General features: G+C 58.0%; 26 protein-coding genes and 4 tRNA genes. 16 read left to right on the top strand and 14 right to left on the bottom strand.

The features are described from left to right. Position 1: 1 nt before the first annotated feature. The 3 genes from AB3U87_RS06705 (at position 2) to AB3U87_RS06695 (ending at position 1968) form a co-directional block, all read left to right on the top strand. Positions 2-517, top strand: a complete 516-nt coding sequence (locus AB3U87_RS06705; RefSeq protein WP_394148729.1) for a phage tail protein — start codon at positions 2-4, stop codon at positions 515-517. Then, a complete protein-coding gene (locus tag AB3U87_RS06700; protein WP_394148728.1) occupies positions 514-1683 on the top strand; it encodes a phage late control D family protein in 1170 nt (389 codons plus the stop codon). Before AB3U87_RS06705 ends, AB3U87_RS06700 begins: the two co-directional genes overlap by 4 nt. A 66-nt stretch (positions 1684-1749) precedes the next feature. After that, positions 1750-1968: an ogr/Delta-like zinc finger family protein gene (locus AB3U87_RS06695; RefSeq protein WP_124234400.1), complete on the top strand. Its 219-nt coding sequence runs from the start codon at positions 1750-1752 to the stop codon at positions 1966-1968. Between the two features lie 142 nt (positions 1969-2110). Here the strand turns inward: AB3U87_RS06695 and AB3U87_RS06690 are convergent. Then, positions 2111-2186: transfer RNA gene (locus tag AB3U87_RS06690), tRNA-Ile, on the bottom strand. 414 nt (positions 2187-2600) lie between these two features. Here AB3U87_RS06690 and AB3U87_RS06685 point away from each other — a divergent pair. Continuing rightward, a complete protein-coding gene (locus AB3U87_RS06685) occupies positions 2601-3500 on the top strand; it encodes an AraC family transcriptional regulator (RefSeq protein ID WP_253461134.1) in 900 nt (299 codons plus the stop codon). Here AB3U87_RS06685 and AB3U87_RS06680 read toward each other — a convergent pair. Both AB3U87_RS06680 and AB3U87_RS06675 read right to left on the bottom strand, forming a co-directional pair. Further along, complete coding sequence (locus tag AB3U87_RS06680; RefSeq protein WP_394148727.1) at positions 3494-4228, bottom strand: SDR family oxidoreductase; 735 nt, start codon at positions 4226-4228, stop codon at positions 3494-3496. The genes AB3U87_RS06685 and AB3U87_RS06680 overlap by 7 nt on opposite strands. Before the next feature lie 118 nt (positions 4229-4346). After that, a complete protein-coding gene (locus AB3U87_RS06675; RefSeq protein ID WP_253455565.1) occupies positions 4347-4913 on the bottom strand; it encodes a histidine phosphatase family protein in 567 nt (188 codons plus the stop codon). Between the two features lie 561 nt (positions 4914-5474). Here AB3U87_RS06675 and AB3U87_RS06670 point away from each other — a divergent pair. From AB3U87_RS06670 to AB3U87_RS06660, 3 genes are read left to right on the top strand one after another with little or no spacing between them, the layout of a single operon-like run. After that, the gene (locus tag AB3U87_RS06670; protein ID WP_253455562.1) at positions 5475-6851 is read left to right on the top strand and encodes an MFS transporter; all 1377 of its coding nucleotides are present in this window, start codon (positions 5475-5477) and stop codon (positions 6849-6851) included. 48 nt (positions 6852-6899) lie between these two features. Beyond that, positions 6900-7931 carry a LacI family DNA-binding transcriptional regulator gene (locus tag AB3U87_RS06665; protein ID WP_253455559.1) on the top strand — a complete coding sequence of 344 codons (1032 nt, stop codon included), beginning with the start codon at positions 6900-6902 and terminating at the stop codon, positions 7929-7931. Next, on the top strand, positions 7931-8908 hold the full coding sequence (locus tag AB3U87_RS06660; protein ID WP_301730226.1) for a nucleoside hydrolase: 978 nt from the start codon (positions 7931-7933) through the stop codon (positions 8906-8908). The genes AB3U87_RS06665 and AB3U87_RS06660 overlap by 1 nt, the downstream gene beginning before the upstream one ends. 6 nt (positions 8909-8914) lie before the next feature. Here AB3U87_RS06660 and AB3U87_RS06655 read toward each other — a convergent pair whose 3' ends face one another. From AB3U87_RS06655 to AB3U87_RS06640, 4 genes are all read right to left on the bottom strand, one after another. Further along, positions 8915-9241 (bottom strand): HigA family addiction module antitoxin, encoded by a 327-nt coding sequence (locus AB3U87_RS06655; protein ID WP_253455553.1) that lies wholly within the window; start codon positions 9239-9241, stop codon positions 8915-8917. Between the two features lie 24 nt (positions 9242-9265). Beyond that, positions 9266-9574 carry a type II toxin-antitoxin system RelE/ParE family toxin gene (locus AB3U87_RS06650; RefSeq protein WP_253455550.1) on the bottom strand — a complete coding sequence of 103 codons (309 nt, stop codon included), beginning with the start codon at positions 9572-9574 and terminating at the stop codon, positions 9266-9268. Positions 9575-9663: 89 nt separating this feature from the next. After that, entirely contained in the window at positions 9664-11076 is a 1413-nt protein-coding gene (locus AB3U87_RS06645) for a PepSY-associated TM helix domain-containing protein (RefSeq protein WP_394148726.1), read from the bottom strand. 74 nt (positions 11077-11150) lie between these two features. Continuing rightward, entirely contained in the window at positions 11151-11627 is a 477-nt protein-coding gene (locus AB3U87_RS06640; protein WP_253455544.1) for a DUF2946 domain-containing protein, read from the bottom strand. A 207-nt stretch (positions 11628-11834) separates the two neighbouring features. Between AB3U87_RS06640 and AB3U87_RS06635 the strand changes: the two genes are divergently transcribed. Further along, positions 11835-13043, top strand: a complete 1209-nt coding sequence (locus AB3U87_RS06635) for an MFS transporter (RefSeq protein WP_253455542.1) — start codon at positions 11835-11837, stop codon at positions 13041-13043. Between the two features lie 7 nt (positions 13044-13050). On the opposite strand, the gene AB3U87_RS06630 is transcribed toward AB3U87_RS06635, so the two are convergent. From AB3U87_RS06630 to AB3U87_RS06620, 3 genes are all read right to left on the bottom strand, one after another. Then, a complete protein-coding gene (locus AB3U87_RS06630; protein WP_253455539.1) occupies positions 13051-13518 on the bottom strand; it encodes a YbaK/EbsC family protein in 468 nt (155 codons plus the stop codon). Between the two features lie 100 nt (positions 13519-13618). Next, positions 13619-14413: a siderophore-iron reductase FhuF gene (gene fhuF, locus AB3U87_RS06625; RefSeq protein ID WP_301253067.1), complete on the bottom strand. Its 795-nt coding sequence runs from the start codon at positions 14411-14413 to the stop codon at positions 13619-13621. Positions 14414-14844: 431 nt separating this feature from the next. Next, positions 14845-15930: a GGDEF domain-containing protein gene (locus tag AB3U87_RS06620; RefSeq protein WP_301253066.1), complete on the bottom strand. Its 1086-nt coding sequence runs from the start codon at positions 15928-15930 to the stop codon at positions 14845-14847. Positions 15931-16170: 240 nt separating this feature from the next. On the opposite strand from AB3U87_RS06620, the gene AB3U87_RS06615 reads away from it, so the two are divergent. Then, on the top strand, positions 16171-16461 hold the full coding sequence (locus AB3U87_RS06615) for a DUF1435 domain-containing protein (protein WP_253461132.1): 291 nt from the start codon (positions 16171-16173) through the stop codon (positions 16459-16461). 401 nt (positions 16462-16862) lie between these two features. Here the strand turns inward: AB3U87_RS06615 and AB3U87_RS06610 are convergent. The 4 genes from AB3U87_RS06610 to rsmC form a co-directional block, all read right to left on the bottom strand. After that, positions 16863-16949: transfer RNA gene (locus AB3U87_RS06610), tRNA-Leu, on the bottom strand. A 33-nt stretch (positions 16950-16982) separates the two neighbouring features. Then, positions 16983-17069, bottom strand: a tRNA-Leu gene (locus tag AB3U87_RS06605). A gap of 33 nt (positions 17070-17102) precedes the next feature. Next, a tRNA-Leu gene (locus AB3U87_RS06600) sits at positions 17103-17189 on the bottom strand. 326 nt (positions 17190-17515) lie between these two features. Next, entirely contained in the window at positions 17516-18550 is a 1035-nt protein-coding gene (rsmC, locus tag AB3U87_RS06595; RefSeq protein ID WP_253455532.1) for a 16S rRNA (guanine(1207)-N(2))-methyltransferase RsmC, read from the bottom strand. A gap of 106 nt (positions 18551-18656) precedes the next feature. On the opposite strand from rsmC, the gene AB3U87_RS06590 reads away from it, so the two are divergent. The 7 genes from AB3U87_RS06590 (at position 18657) to AB3U87_RS06560 (ending at position 24688) form a co-directional block, all read left to right on the top strand. Next, the gene (locus AB3U87_RS06590) at positions 18657-19076 is read left to right on the top strand and encodes a DNA polymerase III subunit psi (RefSeq protein ID WP_394148725.1); all 420 of its coding nucleotides are present in this window, start codon (positions 18657-18659) and stop codon (positions 19074-19076) included. Next, a complete protein-coding gene (gene rimI, locus AB3U87_RS06585; protein ID WP_394148724.1) occupies positions 19039-19479 on the top strand; it encodes a ribosomal protein S18-alanine N-acetyltransferase in 441 nt (146 codons plus the stop codon). The genes AB3U87_RS06590 and rimI overlap by 38 nt, the downstream gene beginning before the upstream one ends. Positions 19480-19488: 9 nt before the next feature. Continuing rightward, complete coding sequence (yjjG, locus tag AB3U87_RS06580) at positions 19489-20169, top strand: pyrimidine 5'-nucleotidase (protein ID WP_253455527.1); 681 nt, start codon at positions 19489-19491, stop codon at positions 20167-20169. 882 nt (positions 20170-21051) lie between these two features. Then, complete coding sequence (locus tag AB3U87_RS06575; RefSeq protein WP_253455525.1) at positions 21052-21549, top strand: SH3 domain-containing protein; 498 nt, start codon at positions 21052-21054, stop codon at positions 21547-21549. A gap of 32 nt (positions 21550-21581) precedes the next feature. Further along, positions 21582-22073: a type VI secretion system lipoprotein TssJ gene (gene tssJ, locus AB3U87_RS06570; RefSeq protein WP_394148723.1), complete on the top strand. Its 492-nt coding sequence runs from the start codon at positions 21582-21584 to the stop codon at positions 22071-22073. A 24-nt stretch (positions 22074-22097) separates the two neighbouring features. Next, positions 22098-23438: a type VI secretion system baseplate subunit TssK gene (tssK, locus tag AB3U87_RS06565; protein WP_253455521.1), complete on the top strand. Its 1341-nt coding sequence runs from the start codon at positions 22098-22100 to the stop codon at positions 23436-23438. Between the two features lie 17 nt (positions 23439-23455). Further along, positions 23456-24688, top strand: a complete 1233-nt coding sequence (locus AB3U87_RS06560) for a DotU family type VI secretion system protein (protein WP_253455519.1) — start codon at positions 23456-23458, stop codon at positions 24686-24688. Positions 24689-24690 lie beyond the last annotated feature (2 nt).

The raw sequence follows: 24690 nt of genomic DNA, 5'->3' as shown, positions 1-24690 counted from the left end.
CATGATGATGATTTACGGGCTGCTGCCGTTTATGCGCCAGACGCTGCCCTATTCGGATATGCAGCAGAATATCGACTACCGCTGGCCCACAAACAGCCGCGTCGGGCTGCGGGCGTCGGCGCAGTTCCTCGGCGTGGGCGATGAAAAAATTACCCTGACCGGCGAGCTGCGCCCGGAAGTGACGGGCGGCGCTGTCTCGCTGCTGAGCTTTAAGCTGCTGGCCGACGAGGGCCGGGCGTGGCCGCTGATTGGCGGTAACGGCACCATTTACGGAATGTACGTCACGGAGAGCTTTTCCGCCTCGCACAGCGAGTTTTTAAGCAACGGCAGCGCACAGAAAATTACTTTCACGCTGAGCCTGAAGCGCGTTGACGAGTCGTTAACGTCAATGTACGGCGATCTGCAGAAACAGGCCGACGGGCTGATAAGCGGCGCGGGCAGCCTGCCGGGCCAGGTCACGTCCGTTATCAGCCAGGCGAAAACCGCCGCCGCAACCGTGGGCGGGCTGCTGTCATGAACATCAGCAATATGGCAATACAGGCGGGCGCGCAGATGGCCCCGGACTTTATGCTGTCGGTAAATTCCAAAGACATAACGGCCAATATCCGCAACCGGCTTATCTCGCTGACGCTGACCGATAACCGCGGCTTTGAGGCCGACCAGCTCGACCTTGAGCTGGACGACGCCGACGGGCTGCTGGCGATGCCGGTACGCGGCGCGGTGATTAAGCTGTTTCTCGGCTGGAAAGGGCAGGCTCTGGTCGGTAAGGGCGAGTTTACCGTGGACGAGGTGGAGCATCACGGCGCACCGGACACCATGACAATCCGGGCGCGTAGCGCGGACTTTCGCGGGACGCTTAACTCGCGGCGTGAGGTGTCTTATCACGATACCACCCTGGGCGAGGTCGTGAAGCAGATAGCGGGGCGTAACAAGCTAAGCCCCGTGCTGGCCGACGGATTCGCCGCGCAGGCGGTGAGCCATATCGACCAGACGCAGGAAACCGATGCGGCTTTCCTGACGCGCCTTGCCACGCTGTACGGTGCAGTGGCCGCCGTGAAGGCCGGAAAGCTGCTGTTCCTGCGACCGGGCAGCGGCGTGACGGCCAGCGGCAAACCGATCCCGCAACTGACCATTACCCGGCAGGACGGCGACCGGCACAGCTTCAGTATTGCCGACCGGGGCGCGTATACCGGCGTGTCCGCAAGCTGGCTGCATACCAAAGACCCGAAGCCGAAAAAGGTAAAGGTAAAACGCAAGGCGAAAGAGCAGCACCTGCGCGCGCTGGAGCATCCGGCGGCCAAAAAGAAAAAGGCCACAACTGCCAAAACGCCAGAGGCAAAGGAAGGCGACTATCTGGCCGGAACGGAAGATAACGTGTTTGCGCTGACTACGGTTTACGCGACCAAAGCCGCCGCGATGCGGGCCGCAAAGGCCAAATGGGACAAGCTGCAGCGTGGCGTTGCTGAGTTCTCGCTGACGCTGGCAATGGGCCGGGCAGATCTCTTCCCGGAAACGCCGGTAAAGGTCAGCGGGTTTAAGGCGGTGATCGACGCGCAGCCGTGGCTAATCAGCAAGGTAACGCACAGCCTGAGCGGCAGCGGGTATACGACGGCGCTGGATTTTGAGGTGTTGCTGTCGGACGTTGAGTATGAGGCAGAATCAGAAAATGATGATTCACTTTGAGTGAATTTCATTGTTATTTCTGTAGGTTTGGGTTATTAAGGCGGGGTACACAAGGAGAACGCTACCATGATGCATTGCCCGCTTTGCCAGACCGCTGCTCATGCCAAAAGCAGCCGCTATATCTCACGCGAGACAAAAGAACGTTATCACCAGTGCCAGAACATTAATTGCAGCTGTACCTTCAAAACGCATGAAAGCATAGCGGGGATGATCGTCTCGCCCGGCCAGACTAATAAGGTGCCTATTTTTACGCACAACGACAGACAGCCATCATTGCTTCACTAACAGGCCCGCGAAAGCGGGTTTTTTTGTAACTGAATTCAGGAGAGCAAAAAAGTCATGCGACACTTTTGCGACACTGACCCCAAGAAACAAAAAAGCCACTCCTTGCGAAGTGGCTTAACTGCATGATTTACATCATTAAATCTGGTGGCCCCTGCTGGACTTGAACCAGCGACCAAGCGATTATGAGTCGCCTGCTCTAACCACTGAGCTAAGGGGCCTGTGGCGCGGGATTATAAAGTAACTTGCGGATGCAATCCAGCTATCCACCACTGTTTGTCTGTTTTTTAGGCATCAGGTTAAATGTAGAAATGATTGAATAACAAACTATTATCCTGCCACCAGCCACCAGCCACCAGCCACCAGCCACCAGCCACCAGCCACCAGCCACCAGCCACCAGCCACCAGCCACCTGCCACCTGCCACCTGCCACCTGCCACCTTTCACCAGCATCCTGCGCCTGGCTATTCCATTCTCTTCTCTGAATCGGGTTGTTTTTGGTTCAGCAACCTGGCTAATCTGTTCTTTATCCTGTCCGGCAAGCCGTCAACAAAAGCGCCGGCCGTTATGTTCATCCCTTACAGAGACTGACCGTGGCCGATAATCTTTCCTCATCTGAACGCCGTCGGCTAAAAATGGCGGCCTTAATAACCCGGCTGGCGCCAGGCAATGGTTACACCCAATCGGCTTTGGAAGAAGTGCGGCTGCTGCGTTCTGATGTGCCGCTGGAGAGAACGCCGGTGCTGTATGAGCCTTCCATCGTTATCGTCTGCCAGGGACGCAAGCGGGGTTTCCTGGGCGACAACGTTTATATCTACGATGCTCAGCAGTTTCTGGTGGTGGCCGTGCCGTTGCCTTTTATCAGCCAGACAGAGGCCTCAAAGGAAGAACCGATGCTGGCCGTGGCGCTGCGCCTGGATTTACAGGTGCTCGCGGATTTGCTGGTTACGCTGCAACTGCCGTTTGCGGCGGAGGTGGAGCCGGTAAGTATGCTGTCCACGCCGCTTGATGAGCGTCTGGGAGACAGCGTGTTACGCCTGCTTGAAGCGTTGCAGTCGCCGCAGGAGACTCAGGTTCTTGCGCCAGGGCTGCTGCGTGAAATTTACTATCGCGTACTGGTCAGCGAGCAGGGCGCTGCGCTGCGGGCCGCATTAACGAATCAGGGATACTTTGCGCAAATCGCGCGCGCGTTACAGATAATGCAAACCCGCTATCAGCAGCATATGGAAGTAGCCGACCTGGCACGTGAAGTGGGAATGAGCAGCGCGAATTTCCATGCGCGATTTAAGGCCGTCACGCAAAGTTCGCCAATGCAGTATCTCAAGTCTTTGCGCCTGCATCAGGCCAGGCTGTTGATGGTGCGACAGGGATTTTCTGCCGTCGCGGCTTCGGCAGAGACGGGCTATGAAAGCCCGTCGCAGTTCAGCCGGGAGTTTAAGCGCTTTTTTGGCCGAAGCCCGCAGCAGGAGGCGCAGTATATGCAGGAAATATTACGGCTGGAGCCGGCTTGCAGCCTGGCCGGGTCATATCAGTAAGGACTGGCGGTAGGGCGGATCACCAGCTCGCTGACATCCACTTCATTAGGCTGAGCAATAACCCAGGCGATAGCACGGGCGACAGCGTCGGCATCAAGCGCCACGCGCCGAAACGCTTTCATCGCCTCACGAGCGGATGCGTCACTGATCGTCTCCGCCAGTTCAGACGTCACCACGCCAGGGGAAACAACCGTCACCCGTAATTTATCCGTTTCCTGCCGCAGCCCGTCGGAGATCGCCCGTACGGCGAATTTCGTCGCGCAATAAACCGCAGCGGTAGGGGAAACGCTCAAACCGCCAATGGAAGAAATATTGATAATATGGCCGTGCTGCTGCTGTTCCATTATCGGTTGGGCCGCGGCGATGCCGTGCAGGACGCCACGGATATTCACGTCGATCATCTGATTCCACTCATCCACCTTGCGCGCCGACAGGGGCGAAAGCGGCATCACGCCAGCGTTATTAATCATGACGTCCAGCCCGCCAAAATGCTGCTGCGCCGCAGCGACAAAAGCTTCAACTTGTTCCGGGCGGGTAACGTCCAGCGCCATTGAATGCGCTTCGCCGCCTGCCTCGCGGATCTCCTCGACCAGCGCTGTCAGGCGATCCACACGTCGGGCGCCCAGCATGACGCGAGCGCCTCTGGCAGCCAGCAAGCGAGCGGTTGCTTCGCCAATACCGCTGCTGGCACCAGTAATAGCAACGATTTTATTTTTCAGTTCAGACACGGAAACCTCCAATAAGAGAACGGCTGAACGGCATCTTCGTCAGCAGTCATCAGCGTAAGCGGGTTGCCGCGCAGGAAAAATAGCCGTGGCTCTTTAAAGCTTGCCCAATCCTCTGAAACTACGCGTCCGCCGGAATAAAAGGCGGATGGTAAATGGCGGTGCTCCAGTGGCGGCTGCTGGCATGCTTCTCGGCCAGCCAGCCCTGTTTACGCAGCTGTCGGGCGATCAGTTTATTCATAATGCCGTGCCCGGCCAGCAGCACGTTGCCGCGTGCCGACAGCGCAATCAGCTTTGCGGCTGCCTGCTGCGCCCGCTGTTCCGCCTGCTGATAAGACTCCACCGTTCCGGCATAGCCACCCAGCCACATCAGGCGCAATGCCAACAGCCAGAAGCCCGGAGGAAGATGGGGATAGCCCAGCCGCATCACGGGCAGGGAAACCTCGCTGAACAACGGATCGACGTCAGCCGCTTCCAGCCCCAGCTTCTCCAGCGAGGAGCGTGCGCGGGGCAGCGGGCTGGCTACAATATAGTCCGCCGTGGCGGCAACCTGGCGGCATCTGTCCGGCGGCATATCCTCTACCTGCGACATATCGTACGCCTCGCACCACGCTGCCATAGCCAGCGCGGGCAGACGACCGCCCTGAGGATGATCGGGTTTACCATGGCGCATCAGGATAATAGTCATCGGTTTCCTCAAAGGTAACGTTAAGAACGGCAGCGCGCTGAAAAACCCGGGCCTGCCGATCGTTAACCTGTCATCCGACTGCAATCTGCCAGCGATAGAGTGCAGCCGCTGATGCCAGCGCGAAAAAGCGCAATAATTGTACTTAAGTAAACGCTTTGCATGGTTTTTTGGCAAAAAGCCGCATGCGTAAATTTTAACGTAAATTAACTTTATGATTTAAAACAAATTATATCATCTGTTTTTTTGATGAATGTGAAGAAAGGCTAATTTGTTTCGTCAGGTAGCTTGATTTATCTACGCGCGTAGATACAATGGTGGCGCGTTGAAAATTCACGGTGACGAGGCTTGTTTGTCCAGTGAAGGTCAAATTTACTTTACGTTTTAAACGACTGATACCTTAAATCAGCGGACGCAAAGTAAACAAAACGAAGTCCAACACCAGGGAACCCGTTACTGACCTTTAATCATGGCTCAGCAAAAGCACGTCCTCACTGGCGGATCGCCCACGTAGCAGGTAGCCAGGGAAGGCGATACAGACCTCCTCATATCAGGGAATTTTTCATGTTGACACAAAGCACCCGGCAGGACGCTGTTTCCGCAGCGGATGCGCGTCTGACCACGCCGGAAGGGCGTAAGGATTTCTGGCGGGCGACCTTCTCCTGCTGGCTCGGTACCGCGATGGAATATGCGGACTTCGCGCTTTACGGCCTGGCGGCCGGCATCATTTTCGGCGACGTATTCTTCCCCAACGCTACGCCCACCATGGCGCTGCTGTCGAGCTTTGCCACCTGGTCAGTCGGCTTTATTGCCCGTCCCATCGGCGCGCTCTTTTTTGGCTGGCTGGGCGATCGCAAAGGCCGCAAGATAGTGATGGTCACCACCATCATCCTGATGGGCCTCTCTACCACCCTTATTGGTCTTATTCCCGGCTATGCCACTATCGGCTTCTGGGCGCCGGTCTGTCTGGTGATTTTACGCTTTACCCAGGGGTTTGGCGCCGGGGCGGAACTCTCCGGCGGCACGGTGATGCTGGGAGAATATGCGCCAGCCAAAAAGCGTGGTCTGGTCTCCTCGATTATCGCGCTGGGATCGAACAGCGGTACGCTGATCGCTTCGCTGGTCTGGCTGGCCGTGGTGCAGATGGATCAGGCGCAGCTGCAGGCGTGGGGCTGGCGCATTCCCTTTCTGTGCAGCTCGCTGATTGCGCTGCTGGCGCTGTGGATCCGTCGTCACCTGAAAGAAACGCCGGTGTTCGAGCGTAAAAACGCAGAGATGCAGGCGGCACGCGAAGGCAAGCTGGTGATGTATCAGCCCGCCGCCGACCGCAGTTTCTGGCAGCGCAGCCGCTCGTTTCTGGTGATGCTGGGCCTGCGCATCGGCGAAAACGGCCCCTCCTATCTGGCGCAGGGCTTTATGATCGGCTACGTGGTGAAGGTGCTGGCGGTGGATAAATCGGTGGCGACCTCGGCGGTATTTATCGCCTCGCTGCTGGGATTCCTGATTATTCCTTTTGCGGGCTGGCTCTCTGACCGGTTTGGTCGCCGTATCGTCTACCGCTGGTTTTGCCTGCTGCTGATCCTCTACGCTTTTCCGGCTTTTATGCTGCTGGACTCCCGCGAACCGGCTGTCGTGATGGCGGTGATCGTCACGGGCATGGGATTAGCCTCGCTGGGGATTTACGGCGTGCAGGCAGCCTGGGGTGTAGAGCTGTTTGGCGTAAAACACCGCTACACTAAAATGGCGACCGCCAAAGAGCTGGGGTCTATCCTCTCCGGCGGCACGGCACCGCTGGTTGCGGCGGCGCTGCTATCCTGGACCGGCCACTGGTGGGCGATCGCCAGCTATTTTGCCGTGATGGCGGCTATCGGATTTCTGACCACCTTTGTGGCGCCGGAAACCCGGGGTCGTGATCTTAACGCGCCGGAAGATGCCATCTGATATAACGCGGGCGGGTTGCGCCGCCCGTCAGGAAAAAGAGGTGCCACGTTGGCGAGACAAAGTTCTGAGAGGGCGACGCGTGCCGATGTAGCCAGAGAAGCCGGTACCTCCGTCGCGGTGGTCAGCTATGTGATCAATAACGGGCCGAGGCCGGTGGCGGAAGCGACCCGGCTGCGCGTGCTGGAGGCGGTGCGGAAAACCGGCTATCGCCCTAACAGCCTGGCCAGAGCGCTGGCGCTGGGCACGACCAAAACCTACGGGCTGGTGGTGCCGGATATCGGCAACGCGTTTATCGCCTCTTTCGCGCACGCCCTGCAACAGGAAGCGTTGAGCAACGGCATGGTGATGCTGCTGGGCGACGCGGGCAACAGCCGCCAGCGCGAGCTGGAGCTGATCAACAATCTGCTCAGCCAGCAGGTTGACGGCCTGTTTTACAACAGCGTCGATCGTCATCCCTATATCGATATTATCCAGGCCAGCGGTACGCCGCTGGTGATGCTCGATCGCGTCGATCCGGCGCTGAACGTCAATATTCTCCGCGTGGACGAGCGCGAGGCGGCACATCAGGTCACCACGCATTTGCTCAGCCACGGCTACCAGCAGGTTGGCATAATCAGCGGCCCGCCGGAGATGTATAACGCGCAGGATCGTCTGGCAGGCTGGCGACAGGCGCTGGCGGATTTCGGCATCCCGGCACGGCCCGAGTGGATTTTCCCGGCAGCCTACACGCGCGAGGGCGGCTACCTGGCAACAAAGAAAATGCTGCGCGGCGGCGCGCTTCCCCGTGCGCTGTTTGCCTCTAACGAGCTACAGGCTATCGGCTGCGTGCGGGCGCTGGCAGAGCAGCGACTCCGCGTGCCGCAGGATATGGCGCTGGTCTGTTTTAACGGGACGGAGCAGTCGGCTTTTCATGTGCCTTCCCTGACGACGGTACGCCAGCCGGTGGATGCGATGGCGAAAAAAGCGCTGGCGATGCTGGCCGCGCCGCAAAGCGAGGTGCAGCTAAGCGAGTTTTCACACCAGCTGCAGATTGGAGAATCCTGCGGCTGTGGCCCTGTTTCCGCTGCGGTGCAGAACTAATGAAAAGAGTAATAATCGACTGCGATCCGGGCAACGGCGTGGTCGGCGCGAACGTGGACGATGGCCTGGCGCTGGCTTTGGCGATCGGCTCGCCCGGCATCTCGCTGGAGATGATCACTATCGTGGCGGGCAATACGCCGAGCCAGACGGGTTTTAACGTGGCAAAGGCGCTGTTAGCCAGGCTTGAGCTGGACGTGCCGGTCTATAAAGGCGCCGACAGGGCGTTAGCGGAGCCACCGCAACCCTGGCGCGAGGCGCTGGATAACCGCGTCTGGCATACGCAGCTGGCGCACTTTTGGCAGAATGTTCGTCCGCCCCGCGCTTATCAGGCGCCGGAGGAAGAGGCCGCCGATGCGATGGGACGGCTGATTTGCGCTAATCCTGGCAAAATCACGCTGGTGGCGATTGGGCCGCTGACCAACGTCGCGCTGGCGCTGGAGCGCTATCCGCAAATGGCGGAAGCCGTGCAGGAAATCGCCATTATGGGTGGCGTGTTTGCGCTGGACGACTTTATCAAAGACACCAATTTTGGTCTGGATCCTGAAGCGGCGCGACGGGTGCTGACCTGCGGCGCCTGTATTACGCTGGTGCCGATGGACGTCACTACCCGCACGATGCTGACCCATGCCGATCTGCAACGGATAACCGCGCCTGATACGCCGCTGGCGAGATTCGTTGGTGAAACGCTGCGGCCCTGGCTCGACTATTCCATGCAAACCCGCAGGCTGCCGGGCTGCTGGATCCATGATGCGCTGGTGATGGCATGGCTGATCGATCAGCGCGTCGCCACGGCGGCGGATTATTATGTCGATGTAGAGCTGCGGCCGGGCATGACGCGTGGAAAATCCTGGCGCTATCGTCTGCCGCTACGGGTCGATACGGCCGTGGGCGAGCTGACCGGCGGGCTGGCGCACGTGCTGCAAACGGTGGATAACGCCAGGCTGCTGGCGATGCTGGAGCAGGCGTTGGCAGGGTAGGGGCGTTCAGGCCGCCCCTCTGTGCGCCAGGAAATCGGCCACGGAAACCACGCGGCTCAGTTCTTCCTGGGTGCGGGCATCATTCTCTATCTCCCAGATATCAAGGCTGTTCTGAATGTTTAACCAGAACGCGATACTGGTATCAAAGACGGCGGCAAGCCTGAACGCCATATCGGGCGTCAGCTTACGGTTGTTATTCACCAGCGCGCTAACTGAATTGCGATGTACGTTGAGCATCTCTGCTAAATCATTGATTTTCAGATCTAAAGGCTCCAGGTACTCGTACAGCAAAATATCTCCGACGCTGGTGGGTTTGCGTGTAGCCTGTTTCATTAGTTTCTCCAAATCAACGTTGCGCTAACGGTATGTTTTATAACGATGTGGATCCAGATACAGATCGACCGCTTTGCCATCGAGCCACTTAAATATAAGTCTGTACCGTTCGTTAACCCGCAGCGAAGAGTAGCCTTTTAGCGGCGGCCTCAATTCTTCATATCTGTTGCCCGGCGGCGATCGTAAGTCTTTACAGGTGACGGCCGCATTAATCATATCCAGTTTGCGCGCCAGGGCTGACTGAATATCAGCCGGGATAAGACGGTGCGACTTGTTATACAGGAAAAAATCCTCCAACCATTTGTCCCGAAAACTGTCGATATTTCTCAGCATTTTTGCCACCTCCGTGTGACGCCTGGCCAATACTTTATTGCACAACTGCACTGTGCGCAAGTGCAGGTGTGCCTGACGCAAACGGCGCGCTAGCTTTTTGCCCGCTGCCAGCGTAGCGCGTCAATCAGCAGCAGCAGCAGCAGGCTGACGCCCATCACCGGCAGGCTGAACGCCAGCGTCGCGATGCAGACCAGCAGCAAAAAACGCGCGCTCAGGCCGAGTCGCCGCCAGTGATAGATCAGCGTTTCCGCCGGATAGCAGCCCCGGGCAGCGGCAGGGCGCCGCAGCCACCACAGATGATAGCCGAGCACAATCATTATGCAGAGTCCCAGCCCAAACGCTGCCAGGAGCAGCTGGTTCGGCAGGCCAAACAGTACGCCCATATGTGCATCCACGCCCCAGCGGGTCAGCTTTGCCAGCAGGCCGAATTGCGCAAAGGTCACTTTGTCCATCACGCGAAAGCTGGCCGGATCCACCGCGACGCTGTCCACCTTCGTCGGCCAGCGGCGGTCGATCTCGCTGACGATCCAGGCCTTGTCGGCTTTCGTGGTCGGCCGGATTTCTATTTTCTCTGCCCGGATCCCCGCAGCGCGCGCGGCCTGCACCACGCCGTCAAACTGCGCTGGCGTCATCGCCACGGCGGCCGCTTTCGGCATGGCCATGCCCGGCATGTCGTGATGCGCGGATGAGGTCATATGGTGTCCGGCGTGTTCGTCCATCGGGCTGGGTTTATCGGGCAGCAGCGAGGTATTGACGGCAGGCGTCATCCAGCCGAAATGGGCGCGCAGGGCGGAAATATTATCGCCCGCCCAGCGCGACCAGGTCAGGCCGGTGGCGGAGAAGAACAGCAGACCGAGCAGCAGGATCACGCCCAGCGTGCTGTGCCAGTAGCGCTGACGCAGGATCGGCTGACCGCGTCCTTTGGCGTGCTGCTTTGGTCGACCGGCAGCCCAAAGCAGCACGCCGCCAAGCGCAGCGACCCACAGCCAGCTGGCGGCCAGCTCGCTGTAGTTTCTGCCGAGGTCGCCCAGCAGCAGATTACGATGCAGATAGTCCAGCCAGGTGCGCAGCGGCAGCACGCCGCTGGTGCCGTAAACTGGCAGCATGCCGCGGATCTCCAGCGTGGCGGGATCGACAAAAACGGCCGTGCTTTCAGAAGGGCCGGAAGTCGGTGTGGTGAACATCACGCGCGTGGTCTCGCCCGGCGCAGGCGCGGGACGCACGGCGGCGATCGGCAGATCGGCACCGACAAAATCCTGCGCCACGCGCACCTGGTCGGCGAGTGGCCTGGCCGGTTCCGCGTTATCGGTAAACAGCTGGTGGCTATAGAGCGCATTTTCCAGCTGCGGCGTCAGCACATAGATCGTGCCGGTCAGGGCGGCGATAAAAATAAAAGGCGCGATAAACAGCCCGATATAAAAATGCAGGCGACGCAGCAGCGGCAGCAGCGCGCCGTGAGTGGTGGTGGCGCGCAAAGGCTGCGCCAGGCTTTTTTCTGACATAGGAATTCCATCCGCCTGAATCCAGGCATAAGCCGGTGACTGTCGCAAAAGCGACGCTTTTTTAGCGGGACGGCTTAGCGGCGCGGCGGCGCGCGGGGATGGAAAAAGTGGGGAACGAAGCGGGCGACAACGGGCCTGAACAGCGGCAGCGCGGGCAGTCTGGCAGCCTGCAGCGACGACCAGAGCGGCGGCAGCCGGGTAAGATCGAGCGGCAGATGGGCCAGCAACACGCAGTAACCGCAGGCGCTGTCGTCCATTACAGAAAGGGGAGGTCCGCCTTTGGCGCGACCGTTATCTTCCGCTACTGTGGCGCTCTCGCCAGGCATCGCGGACGCGTCGTCGTGTGCCATCCCGGCGTGGCCGATCATGGCGGCATCGGCCATCATCGCCTCATCCATCGCCATGCCCGGCATCATCATGCTGTGCCACGCAGGCGACGCCACCAGCGATTTAGAAATCACCGGCGCGATAAACAGCAGCATGACGGCAAGCAGGCCAAGCCAGGCGGCAAGGCAACTACGCCGCATTTTAATCAGCGAAAGGTTTGGCATATCCTCAACGGCAACGGCGCCAGCGAATAAACGGTGGCCAGTGTAGCAAATTCACTCACCTCTGTTGTGAAAAGGTTGCTTACAACCTGAATTAAAGGCTGACAACTGCTTCGGCCTTTAGCAACTTCTTACATGCTATAAACAAATAGTTAACATTTGCGCCGCCTTCCCTGGCGGATTTTGCCGTCTGCAAGACAGGAACTTCATATGCTTGACTGGACTTCTACCCAGCGCAACGTGGCCTTCGCCAGTTTTGCCAGCTGGATGCTGGATGCGTTTGACTTTTTTATTCTGGTTTTCGTGCTGAGCGATATCGCGGCGAATTTTCACGTTGGGGTGGCGGAAGTGTCGCTGGCGATCATGCTGACGCTGGCGGTGCGGCCGATCGGCGCGCTGCTGTTTGGCCGTCTGGCAGAAACCTATGGCCGCCGCCCGATCCTGATGAGCAATATCCTGCTTTTCTCGCTGTTTGAGCTGCTCTCCGCCTGGTCGCCTACGCTTACCACCTTCCTGATTTTGCGCGTGATTTACGGCATTGCGATGGGCGGCGTCTGGGGCGTAGCCTCGTCGCTGGCGATGGAAACCATTCCCGATCGCTCCCGAGGGCTGATGTCCGGCATTTTTCAGGCGGGCTATCCGGCAGGCTATCTGCTGGCCTCGATTATTTTTGGGCTTTGCTATGCGTCTGTCGGCTGGCGCGGCATGTTCCTGATTGGCGCGATGCCGGTGCTGCTGCTGCCGTTTATCTGGTTTAAGGTGCCGGAATCGCCGGTCTGGCTGGCCGCCAGAGCGCAGAAAGAGAGCGTGGCGCTGCTGCCGGTGGTGCGTAAGCACTGGAAGCTGTGCCTCTATCTGGTCGGGCTGATGGCCTGCTTTAACTTTTTCAGCCACGGCACGCAGGATCTCTATCCAACCTTCCTGAAGGTGCAGCACGGCTTCGACCCGCATACCGTCAGCCTGATCGCCATTGCCTACAATATTGCCGCGATGATGGGCGGCGTCTTTTTCGGCTCGCTGTCGGAGAAAATCGGCCGCAAGAAGGCGATCATTATCGCCGCGCTGCTGGCGCTGCCGGTGTTGCCGCTGTGGGCTTTTTCCAGCGGATCGTTCACCATCGGGCTGGGCGCGTTTCTGATGCAGTTTATGGTACAGGGCGCGTGGGGCGTGGTGCCGACCTGGCTGACTGAACTGGTGCCGGCCAATACGCGAGCGATACTGCCGGGCTTCGTTTACCAGCTGGGGAATCTGATAGCGTCGGTCAATGCCACGCTCCAGTCCGGCATTGCCGAAGCGCACGGCAATAATTACGGCCTGGCGATGGCGATAGTGGCCGGAACGGTGGCGGTATTGATTGCGGTTATCGTCGCCTTTGGCAGGGAAACGCAGGGCAAAGTCATCACCCGCCAGGAAAACTAAAACGGCTTCAGCCCGGCGGCTGGCAGACGTCTACCCAGGTGGCGTCGGTCAGCTCCGCCAGCAGCTGGGGAGAAATACGCACCGCGCTGTAGATGGAGCCTGCCGCGGGCAGCACTTCGTCATACTGCCGCAGCGACACATCGCACAGCACCTGCAGCGGCGTTTCCAGGCCGAAAGGGCAGACGCCGCCGACGGGATGGCCCGTCCAGCTCACCACCTCATCGGTGCTGAGCATCCGCGCCTTCGCGCCCAGCACCGCTTTCAGCTTGCGGTTATCCAGTCTTAAATCACCACAGGTCACGATCAATATTACCCTGTCTTTTACCTTCAGCGACAGCGTTTTGGCTATCTGCCCCGGCTTGACGTAGTGGGCACGCGCCGCCTGCGCCACCGTGGCGGTACTCTCCGCCAGCTCAATAATGCCGATATCGGGCGCGCGCTCGGCAAAGAACTGCCGTACAGACTCCAGGCTCATGCTCCAGCTCCTTAACGTTCGGGGCGATAAAGCTGCCACAGAGCGGCCCGGCTGTAAACGGGCAGGAAAAAATTGAGACCTTTCGGGGCGGGAAGGGCGGTCAGACGGGCTTGAGCGTGCAGTTGCCGCAGCGCTCTACGTCAGGCAAACGATAGCGCTGGCAGCAGGTGCGGCGCTGCATCTCGCCGTCTCGCGGCAGCATGGTGCGGTAAAAAGGATTGTCGGCGCCATCGGCGAGCGAGCGCGAGAAGAAAAATGCGTGCTCCAGCTCGGCGCGCAGGCTCTCGCCCAGCAATGGCGCCAGCTCGCCCAGGAACCAGTGCACCGCGAAGCCGGTATTGCTCCAGATCAGCTTGCCGTTGATATCGCCGTGCCGTTCAATTCCGTTTACGATCGGGATCAGGCAGCGCTGGATCAGGCGATCCATCCGGCGACGCGGGCTGAGGTAGCGCGCCTCTTCATCTTCCTGCACGTCGATCCAGAAGGCGGCGGGGCGGCCGGTTTCATGAAACTCAACGTGAATATGTTCCGGCGAGCAGTCCAGCGCGCGGTTTTCCAGCAGCAGCGCCATCATCAGCGGCGGCAGGAGCAGACCCAGATACCACTGCGCCCAGAGCGATTGCAGCGGTTTGTTTTCCCTTTCCTGGTCGCCGTGAGCGCGATAAATAAAATCGCCGTAGCGCGCGTTGAGCCGGGCGAACGCCTCCGGCTGCGACCACTGCTCCAGCGTCAAACAGCCGGCAGGCGCCGCTTCGTTCAGCCTGATTGTCTCCAGAAAGTAAGCGCGATGCTCGCTGAACAGCGCACGTAGCGAGCCGGCCAGCGGGCGATGGCTCTGGAGAAAGATAAGCGGAGAAACCGCTGAATCTGGGGCCTGACGACGAAGTGTGCTCATGGGTTATCCGGCATCAATCTAAGTGGGAAAACAAATGATAATCGTTCTTGATTGTATCTGAGGCCTGGCGGACAAACAAGCGCCATTTTTTCCGTCGCCCGGACGCCAAAAAGCACGGTATTTTCTGAATAAAGTAATTTGTATTAATGTCGCAGGCGGGAAGAAATCGTGCGGTAACGATTCCGCAAGTTTTGTCCGGCCATTAATTTGATTTTAGGCTGGCCGGATACAGAAAATAATTACTCAGTATATGAATACTAAAAACTCGTAGCGGAATTTACCTTAAAGACGCATAAAGGAATTCTGAAAAAAAACGTTTCCGGCAGGTTGGCTCTTTTTAATGAATATAAATCAAATAAGACTGGTGCAGGGGAGGGGATATTAAGGCAAATTTATTTCACCGACCCGAATTGTTCAGGCCGGTGAAAGCATTAAAGCGTGTTAGCAGGTTTGTTCAGATCGTGTTGACTAAGCGCTTCCCAGGAAAGAATAGTATTCCGTCCCCGATTTTTCGCCAGATAGAGCGCGCGATCGGCATTGGCGACCGCGCTGTCAAAATCCTCATCGATTATTGGGGCAAAGCCCGCGCTGAGGGTAACGTGTGTGGCGACGCGCTCGTTAAACAGATGCGGGATCTCCAGCTCGTGCACGTACTGACGAATACGCTCCGACAGCTTCATCGCGATGGCGTCGTTAACGTTGGTCAGCAGCACCAGGAACTCCTCGCCGCCGTAGCGCGCCACGATATCGCGGGAACGCACGGCGTCGCGGATGGCGATTGAAACGCGTGCCAGCGCCTGGTCGCCCATCGCGTGCCCATAGTTATCGTTGTAGGCTTTAAAATGATCGATATCCAGCAGCAGAACAAAATGGTTACCTGCATGATTATCAAATATATTTTTCAGCCGGTTCATCAAGCCCCGCCGGTTATACAGGCCGGTTAACGGGTCGAGCATGCTCAGATCGCTCCAGGCTTCTTTCTCTTCGTAGAGCTGGCTGACCAGGCGTCGGGTAAAGCGATCCCGCCGTCTTTGCAGGATATGGTTCAGCGTAAAGCCCACCAGCGGCAGCAGGATAGTGAAGGCGATAATCGCCGTATTCTGGCCGCGATCCAGCACGACCACCGCCGCCGAAGGCGGCGCGGTATGCAGACAAAATGCCAGCAGATTATCGTTCAACGCAATGGCCGCGATAAAAAAGGCGCAGAACAGGCTGAGCAGCAAAAAACTGTTATCAAAATAGAAAATTAATTCAAATGTCAGGACAATTTGCCAGGCCCAGAGCAGACCGGTGGTTACCGCCGCGATATTTAATAGCGGAAATTTCCCTCTGGGACGCAAAAATGTCCATAACAATAACAGCCCGCTGAGCAAAGCAATAATCAGCGTGGGCGCGCCGGTTTTTTCTTTTCTGCTGTAAATATAAAATAAAGACGCTGCTGTGTTTAAAAAGAGAAATAGCATCAGCGAAAACCGATATTTGCTGTGAAGCAATTCATTATAGCTTTGTAATTTCATTCTTTTCTACTCATGACTGCCTGAATAGCGCACGGCCTGGCCTGAAAAAAGGACCATGCCGGGAAGAGTCTGCTGTTGTTATTATATGGATTTAATAATAGTAAGGCGCCGACAATTTAACACTTAATAACTCTGGTGTCATCATCGGGCGTAAAGACACGTCAAGAAATCTTGCTGCAAAATGATAGGAGTTCTTATATGCTATTGGGAATCATTATCATTAGTGGCGCGAGCAAAGCGATGCAGACCGCCGTAAAAGCCGCTTGCGGCACAGGGGGAACAGGCTGGATGGCAGGAAACAAACTGGAAAGTGCCTGGGGAGCGCTGCTTCCTTGCGCGATTATGCCGCTGATTACGTTACTGAATCTCTCTTTCAACCAGTGGCGGCTGGTAATGGTGGCCGCGCTACTGGCGACGGTAGTCATGCTTTATCACAAACGGCTGCGCCACTATCTGCTGCTGCCTTCTTGCCTGGCGCTGGCGGGCGGGATGATAGCGATCTCGGTTAATTTCGGCGCGCTGATAAAATAGCGGCCTGCGATAAAGCCAGCAGCGGAATCAGTCATACGCCTGCCGACGCGGCTAGCCAGCACGACGGGGAACCATAGCGGCGGGAGCATAGCAATCCGCTGCGGCAAAGCGTTATGCAGCGGCGAGGCGATCTCGTGAACGATAAAGCGTTATGCCGCAGTCTGGCGATGCCGTAGACGACAAATCCCATGCAGTGACCTGGCGATCCCCTGGAAGATCAAGCCGTGCAGCAGCATGGCGATGTTATAGACGGCAAATTACCGCATAGTCAGCGCGTACGGAAGCATAACGGCAAAGCAGGTATCGGCATCAGAAGCAAAAACAGATATTGAAAGCAGAGAAGGTAAAAACAGAAAAGGGGTAATGCGAGAGGATAAAAGCGCAGAAAAGAGCGTTCAACGTGGTGCGAAGAGAGGGACTTGAACCCTCACGTCCGTAAGAACACTAACACCTGAAGCTAGCGCGTCTACCAATTCCGCCACCTTCGCATCGTGTTGAACTTTTTACTCATATCACCGCATTGGTGCGAAGAGAGGGACTTGAACCCTCACGTCCGTAAGAACACTAACACCTGAAGCTAGCGCGTCTACCAATTCCGCCACCTTCGCGCAGATGCTGCGTAATATGAATAACGTGGTTTTTGGTGCGAAGAGAGGGACTTGAACCCTCACGTCCGTAAGGACACTAACACCTGAAGCTAGCGCGTCTACCAATTCCGCCACCTTCGCGTACCGTCAACATAACAACGTTATATTGCAACCACGGAGGCGCATTCTAGAGATTTTCCCCGACACGTCAACAGTTATTTAACGCGGCTGCGGCGATCGCTGCAAAAAGCGTCATCGGGTTGCGGCGGGCAGCGCAATCAGTGCGCAAAAAGCGGTATCTGGCTGGTGAGCATTGCAACCAGTGCGCAAAAAGCGGCATCTGGCAGAGAGGAAGACGGCAGGGAGCGAGCAAAAAGCGGCATCTGGCAGAGAGGAAGATGGCAGGCAGCGCGCAAAAAGGAGAAAGGGCCGCGTCCCGCACCGAAAAAGGTGCGGGACGGAGTGGATTAGCGCTTCGCTTTGGCCGCGCGTGACCAGACGGCGCGATAGACTTTAAAGCGGCCCGTCTGCGCCAGCACTTCGTGGCTGCCGAAGGTTTCATCCAGCACCGGCGCATAAGGCAGGAAGGCGTTAGCGACAATACGCAGCTCCCCGCCCATATTCAGATGCTTAGCCGCACCACGGATCAGCGTCTGCGCCGCATCCAGGCTGGTCTGCATGCCGTCATGGAACGGTGGATTGGAAATAATCAGATCGAAACGCCCCTGCACGTCGGAATAGACGTTGCTGGCAAAGACCTCGCCTTCCAGCTCGTTGGCGGCCAGCGTGGCTTTACTCGCTTCTACCGCTGCTGCATTAACGTCGGTCAGCGTCAGGCGAACCTTCGGCGAGAAGCGCGCCAGCATAGCGGAAAGCACGCCCGCGCCGCAGCCGATATCCAGCACTTTGCCTTTCATATGCGGCGTCAGCGTGGACAGCAGCAGGTTGCTGCCCGCATCCAGGCCGTCGCGGCTGAACACGCCCGGCAGCGTTTTGATGGTCAGATCGCCCAGCTCGTAATCGTTCCAGTACGCCTTAGCGTCAAATTCTGGCTGCGCATCCAGCCGCCCGTGATAAAGTCCGCAGCGGCGCGCGCTGTCGATCTTGTTCAGGGTGGCCCAGCCTTCCACGATATCCGTGGCGCTGCGCACGCCGCTGCGGTTTTCGCCGACGATAAACAGCTCGCTGCCGACCGGCAGTAAAGCGAGCAGGTTTTCCAGCTGGAACAGCGCTTCCGGCTTGTTTTTTGGCCAGAAGTAGACCAGCGTGTCGCAGTCGGCGACCATTTCCGGCGTCGCCACCAGACCATAAAAGGCATTTTCACCCATCATGCGGCTGAGGATCTGCCAGTGATGATATTGCTGGGTATGTACCCGGCTCAGCGCGGTATCCAGTTGGGCGGGCAGGTCATCCTGCAGATCGCCAGCAAACAGCACGCGGCGTTGAGTAAATTCATCACTGTGGCGCAGTATCACTTCACTGGCCGGGGTAAATGCGGACATCGGTGGCTCCTTACAAATCAGAGCGGCGATTATAGTGGTTTGTTGGCGCAGATTCGATGGGTTTGCTAGCATAGCGTCGCAATTGGGCGACCAGACGGGAAAAATGATGTCTTCCAGACGTGACTGGTTATTACAGCAGATGGGTATTACGCAGTATACGCTGCGGCGTCCGCGCGCCCTGCACGGCGAAGTCTCTATTTCGCTGCCGGAACAGATCCGGCTGATCATCGTGGCGGAAACGCCGCCGCCGTTAACCGATCCGCTGATCCGCGACGTGCTGGCCGCGCTGCTGATGCGCGAGCATGAGGTGATGGCGCTGACGCCGGAGCAGCTGGCTATGCTGCCTGACGACACGCGCTGCCCCAGCTGGTGCCTGGGCCTGGCCGAGCCGGTCGCGATCGACGGCGCTCAACTCGCTTCGCCCGTACTGGCGGAGCTTTACCATAATGCCGACGCCAAACGCGCGCTCTGGCAGCAGATCACCCACTATGAATCCGATTTCTTTACTGACGCCGCAAGATCTTGACCGCGCTTTCGCCATTGAGCAGCGCAGCCACGCTTTTCCCTGGAGTGAAAAAACCTTTGCCAGCAACCAGGGCGAACGCTATATGAATTACCGGCTGGATGTCGGCACGGAAATGGCGGCCTTCGCTATTACGCAAATCGTGCTGGATGAGGCCACGCTGTTCAACCTCGCGGTCGATCCGGCTTTCCAGCGTCGCGGCCTTGGCCGGACGCTGCTGCAACATCTGATCGGCGAACTGGAACAGCGCGGCGTGCTGACGCTGTGGCTGGAAGTTCGCGCCTCGAATCGGGCTGCCATCGCGCTTTATCAGCAGCTCGATTTCAATGAGGTATCGGTACGCCGCAACTATTACCCCACCGCCGAGGGGAAAGAAGATGCCATTATCATGGCGCTAACTATCTAAGGGTAACCAATGCTTAAAGAGTGGGACTGGATATTGTTTGACGCTGACGACACGCTGTTTCACTTTGATGCGTACGCCGGATTGCAGCGTCTGTTTCAGCAGTATGACGTGGTGTTCTCACCGGATGATTATCAGCAATACCAGTCGGTTAACAAGCCGCTGTGGGTGGAGTATCAGAACGGCGCTATCACTGCGCTTCAGCTACAGCACCAGCGTTTCCAGGGCTGGGCCGACAGGCTGAACGTCACGCCGCTCGATCTCAACAACGGTTTTCTGAGCGCGATGGCCGAGCTTTGCCTGCCGCTGACCGGTGCGGTGAATTTGCTCAACCGCCTGAAGGGTAAAGTAAAGATGGGCATCATCACCAACGGCTTTACCGCCCTGCAACAAACCCGCCTGGAGCGCACCGGATTTCTGGACTATTTCGACCTGCTGGTGATCTCCGAACAGGTCGGCCACGCCAAGCCGCATCCGGCTATCTTCAATCACGCGCTGGAAAAGATGGGCAATCCTTCGCGCGAGCGGGTGATGATGGTAGGCGACAACCCCGATTCCGACATTCTGGGCGGAATGCGCGCCGGGCTGGCGACCTGCTGGCTGAACGCCGATAACCGCCCTTTGCCCGACGGCATAGCGCCCACCTGGCAGGTCGCCACGCTACAGGAACTCGAAGAGATTCTGATTGCTTAAGTTTGCCCTGTGCGCAGTAAAAACCTCTCAATTTTTCTTTAGTCAGCGTAAGTAACTGGGTGGGACGGAAATAATCGTCTCATCCGATACTTTATCTTTTTTATTTTCTCCCCGAAATTACCTTCCTCCCCTGTATTAAAGTTCAGTGCCAGTGCGGACTGTGTCTATATAATATTTGGTTATTTAAATCCTGTTTTTTAGTAGCTAAATGCAATTGGAAGATGAAGAAAACATCATCAAAGAGGGGCGCTTTCGGGAAAATGTGCGCCAGAACGGTCAAATTTTGTTTATTTTTTTTACATTAGCAAGGCTAAAGCTTTGCCGGGGCGGGGCGTAACGTTGAATAATTGGAAAGACTCTGTAAACTTGCCGAAAAAAGGGGGTATTAATCCCTGGGTTTTATACGGGCAGCCTGCTTCAGCACTGGCCCGTGCGGTAGCTATGGTGGCGCAGAATAATGGACTAATCCATTCATTTATCTGACGTTATTGCCTTTTTTGTCCGCATAATTGCTGCGGATAATCAATAAAGAAAATCTGAAAAAACGGTTATCTGAACGGTTAACTTCCAGCCGGATTGAGCGCGGCAGGCCGTAAAAAATTGCTGAATGTCCAGCTTTAAATGGTGCTATAACACGGCCAGCGCCTGTTTTAATCGTCGGCTTGCTTAATAATTAATCCGCTAACCAGACGTTGTTCTCCCGCTGGCGGGTAAACAGAAACGCTTCGGTTGTGTTAACCATTGTACTAATCGGGCGCGGCGGGGGCTGTTTTTCCACGTGGTGCGGCCAGCCAATAGCAGACTTTTGCTTCAGGCCTGTCCGGGCCGCTTCCCGTCGCGCTTTCGCGCACGCCTTTTTAAACAGAAATCATGAGGACCCGGGTGAAAATTCGAATTGCACTAAGCCTGCTTTTTGTTCTGACTGTGGCGGGATGTAAGGCGCCGCCGCCGCCAATGACCGACGATACGATCGTTTCCAGCACCGTTGACGGCGTGAAGCTGACCTATCGTCATGCGGTGCAGCCGCCGCTCTCCTTCACCCCGGTGAACGAGGAGTATCGGGCGCTTTACGCCGCTTCGGTGATGACGCGTCCTGACTTCGGCGGCAAGCTGGTCAGCCATCTGGAAAACGGCAAGCCCTATACCGTGCTTGGCTCGGTGGAGAACAACTGGTTCGCCATCGCCGAAAGCGGAGAAGAGCAGCTGATTGGTTACGTGCCGCTGCGCGCCGTGGTGAAAAGCGACCTTTACGATAAAACCGTAAAAGCCGATGCCCGCCGCAAACGCGTTCGCGCGCCGACGAAAAAGACCTGCGTTGCGGTGGATGGCGACAGCAAAGCCTGCCAGAACAGCAACAGCGGAACCTGGGTAATCGACTAATCCGGTAGCTAATAATCCAGTAGCTAATAATCATGAACAGAAACGTTTTGCGCCTGAGCTTTCAGGCGCTTTTCCTGATGGCATTCAGCGTGCTGACAGGCTGCACTTCGCACAGCGTACCTTCTCACTACAGCCTGGCGTTCAGGCACCCTTCGCAGATTAATCACGGCGCGCCGCTTAAGGTGCGCGTATTGCTGCTGCGGTCCGACGCCGATTTCCTGTCCGCCGATTTTTATTCGCTGCAAAACAAAACGGGCGCCCTGCTGGGCGGCGCGTTGCTGAACAGCGAACAACTCTTCCTGATGCCCGGAAAAAGCGCCGACACCCTGAGCGGGCCGTTGCCGGCCGAGGCTCGCTATATAGGCGTGCTTGCAGAATACCAGTCGCTCGACGGCAAAAAGTGGCGCCTTGCGCTGCCTTTGCCGTCCGGCGCGGACGCCAGCACGATCTGGCAGCAGACGGACAGCCTGCTGCAGGCCACCCTCGTCGCTAACGACAGCGGACTCCTTGCCGTCAGTCACTGACGCCAGCCTGAAAACGGAAGCCTTATGAACAAAGCAGAAAAAGTGGTCTGGACCGAAGGCATGTTCCTGCGCCCGCATCATTTTCAGCAGGCGGAAAGCTATCAGCAAAGCCTGCTGAATCAGTGGGGCCAGGCGCAGCGGCCCTATATGTGGGGCTTTCTCGACTACGAAATTGACGAGGCGCTGCTGCGCCAGGGCAAAGTCGCCCTCAGTTCGGCCAGCGGCCTGCTGCCCGACGGCACCTTCTTCTCGTTTCGTGACGGCAAAAACGGCCCGCCGCCGCTGGCGATACCGGACGGTCAGGGCAGCGAAAAAGTGCTGCTGGCGCTGCCCGCGCGTCGCAACGGCCGCGACGAGGTAATTTTCAGCGAAACCGCCGACTCGCTGGCGCGCTATATCACGTTTGAGCAAGAGGTGGACGACTGCAACGCGCTATCGGTCAGCCCGGCCGCCGTGCAGTTTGGCAAGCTGCGCCTGCGCCTGATGCTGGAAAGCGAGCTGAGCGCCGAATGGACGGCGATGGCCGTGATAAAAGTGTTGGAGAAGCGCAGCAATCAGGTGCGGCTGGAAAGCGGCTATATACCACCGATGCTGAACTGCGGCGCCAGCCCGCAGCTTGGCGACTACCTCAACGATATGCCGGGCCTGTTGCAGCAGCGCAGCCAGCAGATCGGCCAGCGGCTCCAGCAGCCGGGGCGTTTCAATACTGCGGATATGGTCGACTTTATGCTGCTGGCGCTGGTTAACCACCATCTGGGCCACGTCAGCCACCTGAAAAACCTGCCGCTGCTGCACCCGGAAACGCTGTTCGCCAGCTGGCTGGCGTTTGCCTGCGAGCTGGCGACCTACACGCCGCAGCGTTTCCCGGACGCTTCGCTGCCGGTTTACGACCATGACGATTTGGCTCGCTGCTTTGGCAGGCTGATGCTGATGCTGCGTCAGGGGCTGTCGCAGGTGCTGGAAGAAAATGCCGTGCAGCTGCCGTTGACCGAACGCTCGCACGGCCTGAACGTGGCGACGGTGCCGACCAGCTCGATGGTGCGCGAGTTCGGCTTTGTGCTGGCGGTGCGCGCCAGCGTGCCCGCCGATACGCTACTGACCCACTTCCCCGCGCAGATGAAAGTCGCGCCGGTGACAAAAATCCGCGATCTGGTGCAGCTACAGCTGCCGGGCATGATCCTGCGCCCGATGTCGGTCGCGCCGCCGCAGATCCCGTGGCACGCCGGCTACAGCTATTTCGAACTGGATAAGGGCAGCGAGCTTTGGCAGGAAATGGAAAAATCCGGCACCTTCGCGCTTCATCTTGCCGGTGATTTTCCCGGCCTCGCCATGGAATTCTGGGCCATTCGTAGTCATTCCGCCTGACGTCAGGAGCAAGAGACATGCAGCAACGACAGGCCGCCGCACAGGGCGACATTTTTTCGGGCGCGAGCAGCGTTAACCCGCTGGTTGCGGCGGCAAATCCCCTACTGAATGCAATCCCGCAGATCCGCCACTCGGTGACGCACGCCGATCCTGGCGGTCTGCGCCAGCGTCTGATCGATGAAATCCGCCAGTTTGAAATGCACTGCCAGCGCGCCGGGCTGCCTTACGAGGTGATTATTGGCGCGCGCTACTGCCTGTGCACCGCTATCGACGAAGCGGCGGCGCTGACGCCGTGGGGCAGCGCCGCCTGGCCGGGGCAGGGCCTGCTGGTGACCTTTCATAATGAAACCTGGGGCGGCGAGAAGTTTTTCCAGCTGCTGGCCAAGCTGTCGCAGAATCCGCGCGAACAGATTGCGCTGCTGGAGCTGATTAACTACTGCCTGCAGCTGGGATTTGAAGGGCGCTATCGCGTGCTGGATAACGGCCGTTCGCAGCTGGAGACGATCAAAAGCCGCCTGCTGCAAATGATCCGTTCGGTGCGTGGCGGCTATCCGCCGCCGCTGTCGCCACATCCGGAAGATCATCCGGTCACGCGCAGGCTGTGGCGTCCGGTTGTGCCGCTGTGGGCCTGCGCCGCGCTGGTGGGCCTGCTGGCCTGTCTGCTCTACATCCTGCTGAACTGGCGGCTGAGCGATGCGACCAGTCCGGTGCTGGCCTCGGTCTATCAGACTTCGCTGCCGGAAGTAACCATACACAATCCCGCGCCGCCCGCGCCCGCCGCGCTGAACCTGAAAGCCTTCCTGAAGCCGGAAATCGACGAGGGGCTGGTGTCGGTGAAAGACGAAGCGGATCAAAGCGTGGTGACGCTGAAAGGCGATGGCCTGTTTACCTCCGGCTCCACAACCGTGCGCGGCCGCTATGAAGAGGTGCTGGATCGCATTGCTCAGGCGATGAACAACGTCAGCGGCCGCATTCTGGTGATTGGCTACAGCGACAACGTGCCGATCCGCAGCGCCCGCTTCGCCTCTAATTACGAGCTGTCGCTGGCAAGAGCGAAATCGGTGCAGGAACGGCTACAGCAGACGCTGAGCCAGCCCGCGCGCGTGAAGGCGGAAGGGCGCGGTGAAACCAATCCGCTGGTACCGAACACCACCGCTGCCAACCGGGCGCGCAATCGCCGTGTGGATATCACGCTGCTGGTTTCCCCTGACAACACCCGCGCGGAACTGACGTCGCAGCAAGGAAATTAACG

The sequence above is a fragment of the Erwinia plantamica genome (assembly GCF_043420595.1).
Taxonomy (GTDB): Bacteria; Pseudomonadota; Gammaproteobacteria; order Enterobacterales; family Enterobacteriaceae; genus Erwinia; species Erwinia aeris.
This window is presented reverse-complemented; position numbering and strand designations above follow the sequence as displayed.